Genomic DNA, 16,427 nt, shown 5'->3' with positions numbered 1-16,427 from the left:
ATTACATGATAGGAATTATTGGAGGCAGTGGTAATGTTGGCCAATGGGCGACCCAGGCTTTAACGCGTTTTTCCAGTGCATACATCAAAGTGGGGGGAAGGAATAAGGAACAATTTGAAAAATTGGCAAGGTCATTGCCTGATAACGCCGCAGTGGAATTCAGGCAGGTGGATTTCAAAAACATTCATAGTGTAAAGCAATTTGCTGAGGATTGCACAATTATTTTAAATTGCGCCGGCCCTACCTATAATCATGCATCCGAACTGGCGGAAGCGGTATTGAATATGGGAATTGGGTATGTGGACGTTGGATATGGTAAAGCGATGGACCAAATATTTAAAAGATATGGCGATAAAAGGATTCTTTGTAAAGCCGGTGCAATCCCTGGATTATCAGGCGTGTTGCCAAAATATCTGGCCCAGCAAGTTGAAGAGATACACCAGATAGAAGTATATTATTGCGCTTTGGGAAAGTTCACTAAGACAGCTGCGGCAGACTATTTAGATGGGGTATTTGACAACAGAATGGAATTACCATCAAAGAGGAGAGAGGCAAGAAGGAAACTTCTTCCTCTTTCCATAAACGAAGCTTATTTATACCCATATTATGATGAGGAATGTGAGCATGTAGAACGGATTACAAAGTGTAATGTTTCAAAATGGTTCATGGCATTGGAGGGGGAGTGCACGCACAATTTTATGAACACGGCGGCTGACAGTTATAAAATGGATTCTGATAAAGCAGTTGAAGATTTGTGCTTGGCTACTTATGTCGATACATTAGGAAGAACGGAATATGCAGGTTTTGTAATTCAGATATCCGGAGAGACAGCGGGTAAACATATGATTCGCACCATGCAGGTAAAAGCACCAACAGCAGAGTATATGACAGGTACAGTAGCAGCGGCATCTGCCCTTTTGCTGGATAATACAAAGGAGTTGGAAATCGGAGGGGAATTAGGAAAGATAAAAGAAGTGAATGAATTCTTTTCTATATTGGATAGGATTGGACAAAGGTTGCTGATAAGCATTGTAGATAAATCAATAGAGGATTTAACAGCTGTTGAGGAAGGAGAAATATAAATATGCAGAAAATACGAACTGTGGTATGCGGCACTACATTTGGGCTCTTTTATCTTGAGGCTCTGAGACGATTGAATGATAAATTTGAGATTGTCGGTATTTTAGCAAATGGGAGCGAACGTTCCAAAAGATGCGCGGCAAATTTCAATACCACTTTATATACTGATATACGGCAGGTTCCAAAGGATATTGACTTAGCCTGCGTAGTTATAAGAACCAGGGCGTTGGGCGGAAAAGGGACTGAGATAGCGGCACATTTCCTGGAAAATGGAATAAATGTCATTCAGGAGCAGCCAATCCATCCTAAAGATTTGGAAGAGTGCTATCGTATTGCGTTAAAGAATGGGGTATATTTTCAAACCGGAGATGTTTACCCCCACCTTGACGGTGTTGAAACGTTTATACGAAGTGCACATAAATTAAATGAAATTCATGACCGTCCGCTATATATGAACTTATCTTTTGCACCGCAGGTATCTTATCCGTTAATGGATATTTTGATGAATTCCTTACCAGATATCCGCTCATGGGAATTCAGCGGTAATGTTAAGGCTGGACCATTTAGGGTTATAACAGGTACTTTAAATAAGATACCGGTATGCATGGAAATTCATAATGAGGTATTCCCGAAGGACCCGGATAACAACATGCATTTGCTTCATAGTATAACGTATATGTATGAGAGCGGACATTTGTCACTGCAGGACACATTTGGGCCGGCAATTTGGAATCCGCGGCTTGACATTCCTGTGGAGTTATACAATTATGGCGATGTGAAAAGTGAAGTTCCTGAATACATGTATGAAAAAACGGGACATATTTTAGGCGGATATCACAGCCGGAATTTTAAACAGATTATCACAGATATATGGCCGGAGGCTGTAAAGAAGGATCTCCTGCTGGTTTTAAAGGGAATTAGCGATAAACGGCTGCTCAACGCCAAAGGACAGAAAGAGATGATTTGCTCAAGGCAGTGGAATGAGATGACAAAATATCTGGGATATGCGGATATAATGGACAAGAAATTGAGTAAGGCCACCCTTACCGATATATTGGAAAAGAGTGTTCAAGAACAGAGGAGGCATGAATATGAATCATGTTGAGAACATGAAAATAATTTTAGAGTTATTTAAAAATAAGGGAATCACCCTATTTATGGATGGAGAAAAATTAAAGTACAGAGCCTCTCATGGAATAAATCATGATGATATTTTGTTGCTGAAAGAGAATAAAGAAGCTTTGATTCAGTATTTCAAAGAGCACGCTGAGGATATAAGAATCATATCTGCCCCAGAGGATATGTACAAACCATTTGCGCTTACAGATGTACAGGCTGCCTATGCATTGGGAAGAAAAGATACTTTTGAATATGGTGGGGTAGCATGCCATGTTTATATGGAATTAACATATAGTGAGTTACATGTGGATAAGGTACAGGCAGCATGGCAGCGTTTGATTGCCAGACATGAGATGCTGAGAGCCATTGTTAATGAAAATGGAACACAGCAGGTATTACCGGAAGTAAATGAATTTAAAATACAGGAGTATGATCTTTTACATATTTCTGAGGCTGGTAAGGCTCTCGAAAAAATTAGAAATCGTATGGGAAATGCTATATATGAACTTGGAAGCTGGCCCATGTTTGAAATTGCAGTGAGCCATACAGATAAGGAATCCATTCTTCACTTTTCAATGGAATTTTTAATTGCAGATTGGAAAAGTATTTGGATGCTATTATACGAGTTTGAAACACTTTATTTCACACCGGAACAATTGTTGCCTGAAGTGGGAGTGACATTCAGGGACTATTTGATAGCCGAGAGAAAATTGAAAGAAACAGAACAGTATAAGGTTGATAAGGAGTACTGGTTAAATAGAATAGAAAGTTTGCCAAAGGCTCCGGAGCTTCCGATACTTAGAAATCCAATTAAAAACAGGAGTGATTTTTCAAGATATTTTATGGAGATTGATCAGGAAAAATGGAATAGATTAAAAAGATACTCCAATCATTTTGGAATAACGCCAACGGCAGTGGTATTGACAGCTTATGCAGAAGTAATGGAACGGTGGAGTCAGACATCAGAATTTTGTATTAATCTCACCGTTCTCAACAGAGCGCCCATTCACCAGAAGGTAGAGGAAATTGTTGGAGATTTTACATCTGTAAGCCTTTTGGAAACACGTATGGAAAAATCGAAGCCTTTTATTGAAAAGGCCCGAGAGATATCAGGCCAATTGTTTGAAGATTTGGATCATCGTTTGTTTAATGGTGTTGAGGTCATCAGGGAAATATCGAGGAAAAAAGGAAGGGAACATGCCTTAATGCCAATTGTTTTTACCAGCGCTATTGGCCTTTCTGATAAGAAGCTGCAAGGTGAGTTTCACGGAAATGGAATTAGCCAGACACCACAAGTATTCATAGACTGCCAGGTCATGGACGGAGAATATGGATTACAGGCGGATTGGGATGTTAGAAACGGTGTATTTCCTGATGGGTTGATTAAGGATATGTTTGAAACCTTCCGTAGCAGGCTTTTGGAGTTGGCAGAAACTGATGTGAACTGGACAAAGGTTTCTGAACTGGAACTGCCTTCATGGCAGCTGGAGCGGATAGCCGGCATAAACAGTACTGAAAAAGAGATATCTCCTCAAATGCTGTATGACGAGTTCCTGGAACAGGTTAAGAAGCAACCTGCAAAAACAGCAGTGATTGATTCTGCAGATAAATTTACATATTTGGAACTTCATCATATGGCGTTAGGGATTGCGGACCGCCTGAGTGAAATGGGGATTAAACCAGGCAGCAATATTGCAGTTTTGCTCCCCAAAAGTCGATTTCAGGTAGCTGCGGTATTAGGTATTTTATATACTTCTTGCATTTATGTGCCTGTTGACATAGAGCAGCCGGAACAGCGTTGGAACACAATCGTAGCCAATGCTGATATAAAAGCAGTTCTTATTCATTCGGGTCATAGTGCAGTTTTTGAACATGTGCCGGTGTTACCGGTTGACCAGATCGAGGCAATAAGTAATGACAGTATGATATTGCGAGGAACCCCCGATGATTTGGCATATATTATTTTTACTTCAGGAACTACTGGTGTTCCTAAAGGTGTGGCTATCACACATAAAGCTGCTTGGAATACAATTAAAGATATTAACCAGAAATTTTTCGTCAGTAGTCAGGATTCAGTGTTAGGGCTGTCAAAACTTAATTTTGATTTGTCGGTCTATGATATTTTTGGATTATTATCATGCGGAGGAACCTTGGTTTATCCAAAACTCTCAAGATACATGGACCCGTCTCATTGGGTAGAGCTTATACAGGAATATGAAATCACCATCTGGAATTCCGTACCCGCGTTTATGCAGATTTTAACCGGTTATTTTGCCGGTAAGAATGAGAAGCTGCCACTTCGCATCGTGCTGTTATCAGGAGACTGGATTCCGGTAGGCATGCCTGGGGATATACAAAAATGTGCTGGTGATGCCATGGTTATCAGCTTAGGCGGTGCAACGGAAGCCTCTATCTGGTCCATATATCATGAATGTGTTGATAATGAGATACGTGAGGTGAGTATACCTTATGGCAAACCTCTATCGAATCAGGGATTCTCTATTTATGATGCAAAAGGACGCCCATGCCCGGTATACGTGACAGGAGAACTTTGTATTTGGGGAACAGGTCTTGCCGAAGGGTATTATAATGACCATAAGCTGACAGAGGCAAAGTTTGTTACGGGCAGAGAAAATGGCAGAATGTATAAAACAGGGGATAATGGCTGTTATCTGCCTAATGGTGAGATTGAGTTTAAGGGGCGAAATGATAATCAGATAAAGCTGAGAGGACACCGTATTGAATTAGGAGAGATCCAGTCTACTCTGGAACAGCATAAATCTGTTTCACAGGCTATGGTGGTGCTGAATGAGGTAAAAACGGATATTTATGCTTTTGTAAAGACTGTTCAAGGGAATGTGAAGAATTCTGATTTAAAACAATATTTAGAAGCGTATTTACCAAAGTATATGATTCCTGCGGATATTATTTCGGTAGAAGAGTTTCCGCTGACTGCCAATGGGAAAATAGACCGGGATAAAATTAAAAAGTTAATCATTAAACAGGAAAACGCAGAAGGAAAAGAACTGCGGGAAGAAAATCCTGATGAACTACAGAATAAACTGATAGAGCTTTGGAACAGCGTTGTTCCCCAAAGCGCAGCTGGGGTATTTGACAATTTCTATGACTTGGGAGCGGATTCACTAATACTCGCCCAGATGGCTACAAAAGTTAGAGAACAAATTTCTAAGGATATTGCCTTTGACGCTTTACTGAGAGAACTGATTTATAATCCGACCATTCAAAAACTGTCGGAGTTCATTAGGAATAATACAGAAACGGAAGTCGAAGAGAAGAAAATGGAGGACACAAACTCTGAACTTGTATTTGTGAGGGAATATGGCGGAGATCTGGAGAAAGGACTTAGTATAATATTCCATGGTGCTTTAGGTTCATTTAATCGTTTCGACTATCTTGCAGATTCTTTAATTGCAAGTAAGGGAGAAAAAGTGATTGGGATAGGTATTAAAGATACGAATAAGTATTGTTCAATACCGTCAACTAATTTGATTTGGATGTTATCAGATATATATTCCCAAATAATCTGTAGTTATCAGGTAAAGGCCGTAAGTTTGATAGGGTATTGTTTCGGTGGTGTTATAGCATTAGAGACGGCAAACCGCCTTAATGAAAATTCGATAACCGTGAAGTCACTCTCAATATTAGACAGCCTTTTATTGCCTCCTTCATTTAAGGTAGAAGATGAACTGCTAATGGAAATGATGTTTTTGGACAATATCCCAGTTTCTTACGCAGATATTGAGATGCCGAATCCTGCGCTGTACGAGCAGATTATAGTCCAGGAATCAATGAAAAAAGGAGTAATTAATAAGGGCTTTCTGACAAGTATATCTGGAACAACCGAACGGGAGCAGTTAGGTAACTTTTTCAGAGAATTGGCAACGATGCAGAAAGAAGAACGGTTCGGATTATACGCAGTACAGTGTAAAAAGAATACGAATGTAGAGATGCCGATGGAGCTTATTAAGAGTTTATATCAGGTTTGCGTTGCGACATTTGAAGCCATGCATTATGAAATATGCCCGTATTTAGGTACAATAAATTATTTCTTTGCCCCGGAGGGCGAAGTGGGATTTAAGAAAATGGTGTTGGAGACATGGGAGGGATTGGCATTAGGAGCTTTTAACGTTATCGAAACCCCTGGAAACCATTATACTTGTGTGGAACAGAAAGAGAATGCAGAATATTTGGCAGGCTCATTATGTGACTTAAAAGAATGATGGACATTGTACATCGAGATTACTGCTTCTACAAAATAAAACATTTTTGGTAACTTAAAAGGCTGGCAGTTAAAAGAAAAGGATGTGATATGATGTCAAATAAAAATAATACTCGGTCTATGCTGCTTCATGACAGCCCGCAAAGTTTAGTATTAACAATAGAAGGGCATACTGAAAGGCAATGGGGAGACCGGATGTCTGTTCTAAGAAAAAAGGAGAAGATTTCAAACGAAACTTGTAGCCAGAGTTATGCTATGAATCCGGGGATGAATAGCTATTGCGCAATAGGGTAGAGTTTAATATAATCGTGAATTTTGAATAGAGAAATAATAAATTATGACATTAATCGTGCAACATTATGGTTTTCATATGATCAGCCAGTGTATAATCGTAATTTCAGGGCGGTTGTTGGAAAATAAGATTACAAGACATATAGTGAATTTGTGAAATCCACTCTGATGGATTCCGTACAGGAGATGAGTAATACAGGTAAGCATATCCGCTATTTGGACAGAGAAATACTGCCACCATGCTATGAGGATGAGTCCCTGAACACAAATTGTGAAAGCTATGAGAACAGCATATACCTGAAAGAGTTGTCTGCCACCTATGGAAAGACCGGGATGGCAAGGGCAGAGGACTGGCTGATGACGAAAAAAGGTAGGTAAGCGGTCCTTGACGTGATGGGAATAGTGCTGGAGCCGGAAGAACTAGTGAACACAATCTTTTACCTGAGGGAAGGGGAGCTGGGGGACGATGCGTTGTCTGGAATTAGCATAGTCACAATGCTGTGTGATTTTTTAAGAGGATGCTGGGTATCTATAAATTAAATTGACATCTTGACATTATTCTGAAAACGTCTATAATATAAAAATAAAAATTAATTTCAAATTGGGGAGCACTTATATGTCTGAACGAGGCAGATACAAGACGAAGCAACAAGATCTCATATTAGAGTGTCTGAAAAAACAAAAGTGGCGTTTTCTCACAGTGAGCCAATTCATGGACTGTCTTAGGGAGAAGGGAGTGGTCGTTGGGCAGACAACTGTATACCGGGTATTGGAACGCATGGTCGATGATGGAAAGATGATGAAGCTTCCGATGGAGGATGGTACCAAAGTACGTTATTGTTTTGCGGGTGAAGAAGATTGGGACAAGCTGGGGAAATTGGTATGTATGGGATGCGGTCGTCTTATTCCACTTGAATGTTCTAAAATGGCAGATTTTTTGGAACATATTTATAAGGAACATGGCTTCGAATTGGATCAGAAACACACAATCTTGTATGGCTATTGTGAATGCTGTAACAATAAGAGGTCTGTCCCGAAGATTGGTCTGTGATGGCAAAATGGCCTTTCGTACGAAAGTTTTGTTACGCAATGTATTTTTGCAGGGATACTGATAAAACTTTGTCAATACTACAAGCAAGGTAGCTATCAGGCACCCAAATTAGTTTCTTTTAGTAATAGTGAGATAGGGCGGGGGCGTGGTAAAGCTACCGTTTATCAGTTGTCTCTTACTTGAGATTATTGAGGAGGCTGCAAACACATTCTGTGTCATTGTATTCTAAAAAAATTCTGGATGATTGTAGAATAATGATAATGGAGAGGGACCTATATCTTAGAATAAACGATTGACGTTTTGAAGTCTGAGGAGATGGCAGGTTGCGAGACCTATGAAACAGGAAGATCATTGGTTTTAGTCAATGGAGAGTCCATAGGTTAAAAACTGATAGTGGAATGAGATAACATCCGTTCAAGATAAAAAAAAAGGAGGAGATGAAGTGGACTATTTAGATGAGCATAAAAGAATCTTTGCGTTCGTGACAGCGTTTCTTGTAACCGCTGTGCTGCTTCTCTCTGGCTTTTTTATTGTCACACATATAGAACATGAGTGTACAGGTGAGGATTGTCCTGTCTGCGCGGAGCTTCAGGAATGCGCTGCTACGATCCGCTTGATAACAGAAGCAGCAGGAACAGGAGCCATCGTCATCTTTGCATATATCATTACTCAAAAACTCTTATCATCTTACCAGACTGGACTCTATCTGTGCCCGGTTTCTTTGGTCAGCTTAAAAATCCGATTAGATAATTAAAACTTTCTTTCAACAAGGCTGTTTTCTATCCATATAACCGTTATCCTCTGGGATGGTGTACTCTGTGTATCAGGATACACGGTTTGGCGGAGATACGTTTGGACTGGGAACACGCCTTGTTTTTTGTGTGCTTGTATACCTGCTATTACTGTAAAAAAACACATTTCAGGAGGATGATTATTATGAATAAAAAATTAAATTCTACATTCTGCACACTGGCTGTGACAGCAATGGTTTCTGTTGCTATGCTTTCAGGGTGCTCAGGTACCACCGCTGCACCAGGGGCTTCTGATACAGACCAGGCTTCAACCACCGCTGTGGCAGGTGGAGATAAGAGTATGGGCGAGGCGTCAATGGAGGCAGAGAACACCGATGCTGGGATTGAATCAAAGGATACGGACGGACAGAAGCTGAAGGTAATGGCCAGCTTTTATCCTATGTATGATTTTGCTGTCAAAATCGGCGGTGATAAAGCGGAGGTGACCAATATGGTTCCGGCCGGCACAGAGCCCCATGACTGGGAACCGGCCGCAGCCGATATTAAGAATTTGGAGGAAGCGGCTCTTTTTGTCTACAGCGGCGGGGGTATGGAGCATTGGGTGGAGGATGTGCTTGCTAGCCTGGAAACAAAGAAGTTGGTATCGGTGGAAGCTTCCGCCGGAGTTACACTCAGATCAGGACACATTCATGATGAGGAAGAACATAAGGGAGCGGAGGAACACACAGAGGAAGAAGAACATGGCCATGACCACGGCCAGTTTGATCCCCATGTATGGCTCAGCCCTGTGAACGCAAAGAAAGAAATGGAAAACATTAAGAATGCTTACGTTAAGGCAGACCCGGAAAACAAAGATTACTATGAAAAAAATTATCAGACCTATACAGCCGAGTTTGATAAACTGGATCAGGAATATAAAGATACGTTGTCTGCCCTGCCTAATAAGAGCATTGTAGTGTCTCATGAAGCGTTCGGTTATCTCTGCGATGCCTATGGACTGACTCAGATGGGCATCGAGGGATTGTCTCCTGATTCGGAACCGGACCCGGCAAGAATGGCGGAGATCATTGACTTTGTAAAGGCCAATCACGTCAAAGTTATTTTCTTTGAAGAACTGGTAAGCCCGAAGGTGGCCGAGACAATTGCGGCGGAAACAGGAGCCCAGACCCGGGTGTTAAATCCACTAGAAGGATTAAGCGATGAGGAACTAAAAAATGGCGCAGATTATTTCTCTGTGATGGAGGATAACTTAAAGCAGCTGAAAGCTGCACTTGAATAAAAACAGGAACAGGAGTACTGATGATGGATGTCATTGCAGTGAAAGGACTGGATTTTTCCTATGGAAATACCCAGATATTAAAGAATATCAATTTTACTGTTCCCGAGGGCCGATTTGCGGTTCTATTGGGACCAAACGGGGCAGGAAAAAGCACCCTGATAAAGCTCATGCTGGGGGAACTTCCGCTAAGTGGACAAACAGGTAAGATTGAACTTCTGGGGCAGGAGATTCGGCAGTTTAAAGACTGGAAGAAGATCAGCTACGTTTCCCAAAACGGTATGGCATCCTGTCAGAATTTTCCCGCTTCCGTAGAGGAGTTTGTCCAAGCAGGTCTATACACCCAAATTGGAAAGTTCCGGTTTGCCGGAAAAAGGGAGAGGGAGCAGGTTCGCCGTGTGCTGCATCAAGTCGGTATGGGAGATTTTGCAAAACGGCTGATTGGCCGACTATCCGGAGGGCAGCAACAGAGGGTCCTGCTGGCAAGGGCGCTGATAAACGCCCCGCGGCTTTTGCTGCTGGATGAACCCACTTCCGGTATGGACGAAGACAGTACTACCTTATTTTACCGGCTGCTGTATCAGATTAACCGGGAGCAGGGGGTGACCATCTGGATTGTAACTCATGATCGGAAACGGCTCATGGCTTATGCAGACGATATCTGGCTTTTAGAAGATGAGAAGATGAAATTGGTCCAGCCAGGCAGAGAGGAGGGAGAGCATGGAAATCTTTGAATATGCGTTCATGCAGCGGGCCTTTATTGTGGGCATTCTTCTGGCGGCCATCATCCCGTGTATCGGGCTAGTGATTGTATGTAAGCGTCTGTCCATGATTGGGGACGCCCTGTCCCATACCTCGCTGGCTGGGGTGGCGGCCGGGCTGCTCCTGGGGCTGAATCCTGTCTTGACCGCTGCGGCTGCCTGCGTGGTTGCCGCTATTGGGATTGAGGCGATACGCAGGAAGATTCCCAGATTTTCGGAAATGTCCATTGCTATCATTATGTCTGCCGGGATTGGCCTGGCGGGCGTTTTGTCAGGATTTATTAAAAATGCAGCCAATTTCAACAGCTTCCTGTTTGGAAGTATTGTGGCAATCAGTAACGGGGAGTTGTATCTGGTAATCGCCGTCAGCATGGCGGTTCTGCTTATGTTTCTGCTTATGTACAAAGAACTGTTTTATGTGTCTCTGGACGAACAAAGCGCCAGGCTGGCCGGGGTGCCCGTAAAGACAGTGAACTTTCTGTTTACTGTTTTAATCGCGGTGACAGTTTCTGTCGCTGCAAGGACGGTGGGGGCTCTCATCGTCTCATCCATGATGGTGGTTCCCGTGGCCTGCGCCATGCAGTTTGGAACGAGTTACCGTCAGACGCTTATTTTGGCGGTGGTTCTGGATATTCTGTTTATGATTACAGGCTTGTTCGCTGCGTACTACCTGGGATTGAAGCCGGGCGGCACGATTGTGCTAGTGGGAGTATTGGTTTTGATACTAGTGTTTGTAGGAAAGAGAATTCTGAGATGAAAATAATTATATGAAATTGCAAAAGAGAAAAAAGCAGTACGGAACAGTAGGGAAATATTGCGGCAGGGATTTGTATATTAAAAGAACAGTTAGAGGGAGACTACAGAGAAGGATAGGCCTAAGAAGAGGTAAGAACCGATACCTCTGCCTGGCTATAATTTGCGTCTGCCTGCTGGCTACAGGCGGTCTGTTGTTTAAAATGAGAATACTTCTGGGTGATAGGGAAATATCGACCACGGCATCTGCCGCAGAGTCAGCTTCGGCTTCTGGCAAGGAAGCTTCGTCATCTCCTGGTGAGAAAGCTTCACTATCCTTATTTGACAAGACGGATGAACTGCTGGCCCAGGTGGATAGAGCCGTTTCCCAGTATGACTATGACAGGGCTGTGGAGCTGCTTGTAGGAAACGGGGCTGATAAGGAAGATCCGAGGATTGGGGAAAAACTTTCTGATATTGAAGCGGTAAAGAAAACTCTGGTGGAACAGGACATTTACCAGATTACCCATATATTCTTTCATATTCTGGTAGAAGACCCAGGAAGGACATTTCTAGACACAGCCCAGGGCAAGGGCTACAATTCTGTGATGACCACGGTTCCGGAATTTGAAGCGATCCTGACTCAGATGTATCAGAGAGGTTATGTGCTGGTCGGCATTCACGATTTGGCGGAGGTGAGTGAGGACGAAACAGGGATGGAACAGATGAGAGCGAAGAAAATCCTGCTTCCCCCGGGCAAAAAAGCATTTGTTATGAGCCAGGATGATGTCAATTACTATGAATACATGGAGGGGTCTGGCTGCGCGCGTAAAATACTTTTGGATGATCGTGGGAAACCAGTTTGCGAATACATGGATCAGGATGGAACTGTCTGGATTGGGGAATATGACTTAGTTCCCATTCTCGACCGTTTCGTGGAGGAACATCCGGATTTTAGCTACAGAGGGGCCAAGGCAATCTTGGCCCTGACTGGATATAACGGTGTCCTGGGATACCGTACCGATGAAACGTACGATCCGGCTTCTCCAAACTATGATCCAGACATGAAACCAAATCCCAATATCGAGGAAGACCGGGCCTATGTAAAAAAACTAACACAGGCACTGAAAGAGGATGGTTATGAGTTTGCTTCCCACTCCTGGGGACATCGGGATTACGGGAAAATTGACCTTGAACATATGAAAGCAGATATTGAGCGATGGGAAAAGAATGTGGCTCCTCTGCTTCCCGATCCCTGCGACATCATGATTTATCCCTTTGGATCCGATGTGGGGGACTGGAGGCCCTATACGGAAGAAAATGAAAAATACCGATACTTGCAGAGCCTGGGCTTCAGGTACTTCTGTAATGTGGATTCCAGACCATATTGGGTGGAAACAGGAGGCCAGTTCCTCCGGCAGGCCAGACGGAACCTGGACGGCTACCGGCTGTGGATGGATTATGGCTGCGGTGCAAATAGGCTGTCCGACTTAATTGATGTGAATACGGTATTTGATGCGCGCAGGCCAACACCGGTTGGATGGAAGTAAGCAATACCGGTTGGTTGGAAGCGGCCGGCAGAAAGGAGTGTATATGACGGATGTTTATGTGATATCTGGCTTTTTAGGAGCGGGAAAGACGACACTGATTAAAACCATGGTGCATTCCGCGTTCAAGAACAAGAAACTGGTTGTGATTGAAAATGACTTTGGGGAGGCCGGGATTGATGCCGGGCTGCTCAAGGAATGCAACTTGGCGGTTACCAGTTTAAGCGATGGGTGTATCTGCTGCAGTCTGACCGGAGACTTTGAGAAAGCGATGGAACGCATATTAAAGGACTACATACCGGATGCCGTATTGGTGGAACCATCCGGCGTGGTCAGATTATCCGATCTGATTAAAATCTGTTTAAAACAGGAGGACAGGGGCCTTATCCATCTGAAAAGGACAATAACCGTGGTGGATATACGGTCATTTGATAAATATAGAAAAAATTACGGGGGATTTTTTGAGGATCAGATTGCTTATGCTGATTTGATACTGCTAAGTCACCAAGAGGAAGGGGGGCAGGAAATTCAATCGGTTAAGATTAAAATTCAGGAAATGAATCCTGAAGCCAGAGTCGAGGCGGATTTTTGGGAATCCATTCCTGCATCTGTATTCCGGTATGGCCCGCGAAACAGCAACATTTTTAAGCTAGAAATGGAAGCAGCGGTCTCTATGAAACCTGTGCGGATTCGCAGCTGCAGGGAACCATCCCGTAGAACCGGTTTTATCAGGCGTCACTTCGCCAGGGATGTCTTTTCTTCTGTTACTATTGAGTGGAAAGAACCCATTACGGAGGAGCGGCTGGGGAAAAAGATTCTGCATGTTGTGAAACATGCAGAGGGGGAAATCCTCCGAGGAAAAGGGATTGTGGCAGATGGACGCCGGGGATTGGTATTCCACTATCTGCCTGGTAGTTTAAGCATTGAACCCGCAAACATAGTTGGGAACCAGGTTTGCTTCATAGGCACCGGCCTGGATGAACAGCAGATACATACATTATTCAGAGAGGAAACAACATGACAACACCGGTATGGGTCATAACTGGACTGCTGGATTCGGGAAAGACCACGCTCATCAACCAGTTGGCTGAACAGGAACTGGATGAACTGGATATCCTGGTCATCCAGTTTGAATCAGGCGAAACACCTCTGATAGAACAAGAACGTGTGAAGAAACTGGCATTCTCCAAGAGCCAGTTGGAACAGAGTCCATTCGGCATTGCCGATACCATCATTCACTACATTGATAAACACAGACCTGATTTAATTCTGATTGAATGGAACGGGATGGAGCATTTCCATAAACTGGAGAAAATGCTTCTCCAGTTTTCTGCAAAAGCAGTGCTGAGTATTGAAAAGGTGGTTTATGCAGCGGAGGGAGCCAGCTTTAAGACCAGGATTCCAGATGCAGGAGTGGCAACATTTTCACAGATTGCGGGCTGCGACTGTGCTTACGTGAGACTGAAGGGGAATCGGAAATCTCGGAATGGCATGGATGTTCTTTATGGCTGCAACCCAGATATCCAGGTCTATACCAGCTGGAACCGTTTTGTACGCGCCTTGTTCCGTTTCGGTATGAAGCCTCGGCATTGGTTCCTGATGCTTCTGACTGCGGTCATGTTGTATATGGCAGCTTTTTCCATGCTAAATGATGCGGGGGCTTTGCCAGAACGGTATATAAGCATATTCCTTGGGGTTTTTCTGCAGGCAGCGCCCTTTTTGGCTGTTGGTGTCCTGCTTTCCTCCCTGATTCAGGTTTATTTAAAGCCAGACTGGATTCAGAGAAGATTCCCCAGAAAAATTCTGGCTGGCCAGCTCTTTGCAGTGCTTGCCGGTTTTTGCTTGCCGGTATGCGACTGTGCATCCATTCCTGTATTCAAAGGTCTGGTCAAAAAGGGGGTACCCATACCGGCTGCTGTGACCTTTATGCTGGTATCCCCGGTGATTAATCCGGTAGTCATCCTCTCCACCTGGTATGCGTTTAATGGCAATTACAAGATTATCGCGGCCAGATGCGGCCTGGGTATATTGTGCTCTGTACTCTGTGGATTGACCTATCTTTTTAAACCGCCTGTGAATTATCTGGTGGAAGATGCCATGCCTATCCAGGCGGCGTGTGGGGATTACAGCCTTCTGGTAGAAAAGAGGACTCAGTTGTCCCGTTTTTCTCTGATGATGCAGCACGCGCAGAATGAATTTTTCTCAGTGGGCAAATTCCTGCTTACCGGAATCTTTGCATCCACCTTGTTTCAGGATATGATTCCACGGGCAGTTGCCGCAGGCGGCGCCGCGGCGCCGTGGAAAGCGCTTCTGGTGATGATGGGGTTGGCCTTTGTGTTGTCCCTCTGTTCCTCCTCCGATGCGGTAGTGGCCAGAAGTATGGCCGGGAGCCTTCCGGTGGGGGCTGTCCTGGGATTTTTGGTGTTCGGCCCTATGATGGACATCAAAAATGCTGCCATGTTGCTTTCAGGTTTTAAATCCAGTTTTGTTATTCGTCTTTTTGCAACCACATTTCTTGTCTGTTTTCTTGTGATAGGTGTATTTATGACAGGGGGAAGCGGAGGAATCAGAATATGACGCTGCGGGGAAAAGGAATCAACCTTCAGGTATTGACAGAATGTATCTGTTATCTGTTGTTTGGATACCTGTTGTTTCAGCTTACTTATTCAGGCGGGTATTTAAATTATGTGACTCCAAGGATGAAGCCGTATCTTTACGGCATGTCTGCTTTAATGTTTTTATGGGCGGTGTTTACAGGAAGGTACTTACTGACACCCCGGTATCGGGTAAAGATGGCCCGTTCTTTTGTTTTTATTATCCCGATTCTGCTGCTTGTCTTCCATCCGGCCGATCCTAGGGGGAGCAGTATGGTCAGAAGCTATGAGAGCTCCGGTTTTTCCATGAGTTCCGGAAATGGCGGCGGCCAGATGGCGGGAAATCCGGGGCGGCAGACAGCGGGGAGTACTGTGAGACAGACATTGCCTGCGGCCGGAGGAGAATCCAGGGGGCCTTTCTCCGATGGAGAATCAGGTTCAGGGCTGCCGGACGGGGAAAATACAGAAACGGATGGATACAGCGGAACTGATGCTTATCCAGAAGATGATACCGGACAGTCCTCCGGAGAAGAAAATCCATGGTATGACTTAAATGGTCTGGACGAGGCGGAAAAAACCATTACGATTGCAGATGAAGATTACTACACATGGATGTATGAACTGAGTAACTTTTATGAAAAGTATGAAGGCTATACCATTGTAATGAAAGGGTTTGTCTACCGTGCTCCAGACATTCAAAAAAAGTGCGATTTTGCCCTGGTCCGGCTGTCCATGTGGTGCTGTGCCGCGGATCTAAGCCCAATTGGTTTTCTGGTGGATAGTGACAATGAAGTGACATTCAAGGATGACGACTGGGTGACGGTAAAGGGTACATTTGGAATCAGCGAGGATGGAGCATCTCTGATTTTAAAGGCCCAAAATATAGAAGCGGCCGAAAAACCCGAAGAAGAATATATTTATCCATATTTTTAATAAAAGCAACGATGAAGTAGAATTAAAATGAAAATCAAAGATTGAAAAGTA

General features: G+C 43.7%; 13 protein-coding genes. All 13 read left to right on the top strand.

The window, feature by feature from the left end; genetic code table 11:
* Positions 1–5 precede the first annotated feature (5 nt).
* The 13 genes from LI015_RS16160 (at position 6) to LI015_RS16100 (ending at position 16,376) form a co-directional block, all read left to right on the top strand.
* Positions 6–1,082: a saccharopine dehydrogenase NADP-binding domain-containing protein gene (locus tag LI015_RS16160; RefSeq protein WP_002565720.1), complete on the top strand. Its 1,077-nt coding sequence runs from the start codon at positions 6–8 to the stop codon at positions 1,080–1,082.
* A gap of 2 nt (positions 1,083–1,084) precedes the next feature.
* Positions 1,085–2,185 (top strand): Gfo/Idh/MocA family oxidoreductase, encoded by a 1,101-nt coding sequence (locus LI015_RS16155; RefSeq protein ID WP_002565719.1) that lies wholly within the window; start codon positions 1,085–1,087, stop codon positions 2,183–2,185.
* Entirely contained in the window at positions 2,172–6,440 is a 4,269-nt protein-coding gene (locus LI015_RS16150; RefSeq protein WP_002571366.1) for a non-ribosomal peptide synthetase, read from the top strand. The genes LI015_RS16155 and LI015_RS16150 overlap by 14 nt, the downstream gene beginning before the upstream one ends.
* A gap of 476 nt (positions 6,441–6,916) precedes the next feature.
* On the top strand, positions 6,917–7,108 hold the full coding sequence (locus LI015_RS16145; protein WP_128132532.1) for a hypothetical protein: 192 nt from the start codon (positions 6,917–6,919) through the stop codon (positions 7,106–7,108).
* A gap of 238 nt (positions 7,109–7,346) precedes the next feature.
* Positions 7,347–7,781 carry a Fur family transcriptional regulator gene (locus LI015_RS16140; RefSeq protein ID WP_002565717.1) on the top strand — a complete coding sequence of 145 codons (435 nt, stop codon included), beginning with the start codon at positions 7,347–7,349 and terminating at the stop codon, positions 7,779–7,781.
* A gap of 442 nt (positions 7,782–8,223) precedes the next feature.
* Positions 8,224–8,535, top strand: a complete 312-nt coding sequence (locus LI015_RS16135; RefSeq protein ID WP_002565716.1) for a hypothetical protein — start codon at positions 8,224–8,226, stop codon at positions 8,533–8,535.
* A 182-nt stretch (positions 8,536–8,717) separates the two neighbouring features.
* A complete protein-coding gene (locus tag LI015_RS16130; protein ID WP_002571365.1) occupies positions 8,718–9,812 on the top strand; it encodes a metal ABC transporter substrate-binding protein in 1,095 nt (364 codons plus the stop codon).
* A 23-nt stretch (positions 9,813–9,835) separates the two neighbouring features.
* Positions 9,836–10,543: a metal ABC transporter ATP-binding protein gene (locus LI015_RS16125; RefSeq protein ID WP_002565714.1), complete on the top strand. Its 708-nt coding sequence runs from the start codon at positions 9,836–9,838 to the stop codon at positions 10,541–10,543.
* The gene (locus LI015_RS16120; protein ID WP_002565713.1) at positions 10,530–11,327 is read left to right on the top strand and encodes a metal ABC transporter permease; all 798 of its coding nucleotides are present in this window, start codon (positions 10,530–10,532) and stop codon (positions 11,325–11,327) included. The genes LI015_RS16125 and LI015_RS16120 overlap by 14 nt, the downstream gene beginning before the upstream one ends.
* A 10-nt stretch (positions 11,328–11,337) precedes the next feature.
* On the top strand, positions 11,338–12,852 hold the full coding sequence (locus tag LI015_RS16115) for a polysaccharide deacetylase family protein (protein ID WP_002565712.1): 1,515 nt from the start codon (positions 11,338–11,340) through the stop codon (positions 12,850–12,852).
* Positions 12,853–12,895: 43 nt separating this feature from the next.
* Positions 12,896–13,870, top strand: coding sequence for a CobW family GTP-binding protein (locus LI015_RS16110; RefSeq protein WP_002565711.1), 975 nt, complete (start codon positions 12,896–12,898; stop codon positions 13,868–13,870).
* Complete coding sequence (locus LI015_RS16105) at positions 13,867–15,426, top strand: permease (protein WP_002565710.1); 1,560 nt, start codon at positions 13,867–13,869, stop codon at positions 15,424–15,426. Before LI015_RS16110 ends, LI015_RS16105 begins: the two co-directional genes overlap by 4 nt.
* On the top strand, positions 15,423–16,376 hold the full coding sequence (locus LI015_RS16100; protein WP_002565709.1) for a TIGR03943 family putative permease subunit: 954 nt from the start codon (positions 15,423–15,425) through the stop codon (positions 16,374–16,376). Before LI015_RS16105 ends, LI015_RS16100 begins: the two co-directional genes overlap by 4 nt.
* Positions 16,377–16,427: the final 51 nt, after the last annotated feature.

The sequence above is a fragment of the Enterocloster sp. 210928-DFI.2.20 genome, from assembly GCF_020554465.1.
Taxonomy (GTDB): Bacteria; Bacillota; Clostridia; order Lachnospirales; family Lachnospiraceae; genus Enterocloster; species Enterocloster bolteae.
Note: the sequence above shows the minus strand (reverse complement) of the source record. Positions and strands in the feature narration are given on the sequence as shown.

What these genes read in the sequence shown, in the direction of transcription:
- LI015_RS16150 (WP_002571366.1), top strand. Translation starts at nt 2,172, where the DNA reads ATGAATCATGTTGAGAACATGAAAATAATTTTAGAGTTATTTAAAAAT.
- LI015_RS16110 (WP_002565711.1), top strand. Translation starts at nt 12,896, where the DNA reads ATGACGGATGTTTATGTGATATCTGGCTTTTTAGGAGCGGGAAAGACG.
- LI015_RS16105 (WP_002565710.1), top strand. Translation starts at nt 13,867, where the DNA reads ATGACAACACCGGTATGGGTCATAACTGGACTGCTGGATTCGGGAAAG.
- LI015_RS16160 (WP_002565720.1), top strand. Translation starts at nt 6, where the DNA reads ATGATAGGAATTATTGGAGGCAGTGGTAATGTTGGCCAATGGGCGACC.
- LI015_RS16125 (WP_002565714.1), top strand. Translation starts at nt 9,836, where the DNA reads ATGGATGTCATTGCAGTGAAAGGACTGGATTTTTCCTATGGAAATACC.
- LI015_RS16140 (WP_002565717.1), top strand. Translation starts at nt 7,347, where the DNA reads ATGTCTGAACGAGGCAGATACAAGACGAAGCAACAAGATCTCATATTA.
- LI015_RS16120 (WP_002565713.1), top strand. Translation starts at nt 10,530, where the DNA reads ATGGAAATCTTTGAATATGCGTTCATGCAGCGGGCCTTTATTGTGGGC.
- LI015_RS16130 (WP_002571365.1), top strand. Translation starts at nt 8,718, where the DNA reads ATGAATAAAAAATTAAATTCTACATTCTGCACACTGGCTGTGACAGCA.
- LI015_RS16145 (WP_128132532.1), top strand. Translation starts at nt 6,917, where the DNA reads ATGAGTAATACAGGTAAGCATATCCGCTATTTGGACAGAGAAATACTG.
- LI015_RS16100 (WP_002565709.1), top strand. Translation starts at nt 15,423, where the DNA reads ATGACGCTGCGGGGAAAAGGAATCAACCTTCAGGTATTGACAGAATGT.
- LI015_RS16155 (WP_002565719.1), top strand. Translation starts at nt 1,085, where the DNA reads ATGCAGAAAATACGAACTGTGGTATGCGGCACTACATTTGGGCTCTTT.
- LI015_RS16115 (WP_002565712.1), top strand. Translation starts at nt 11,338, where the DNA reads ATGAAATTGCAAAAGAGAAAAAAGCAGTACGGAACAGTAGGGAAATAT.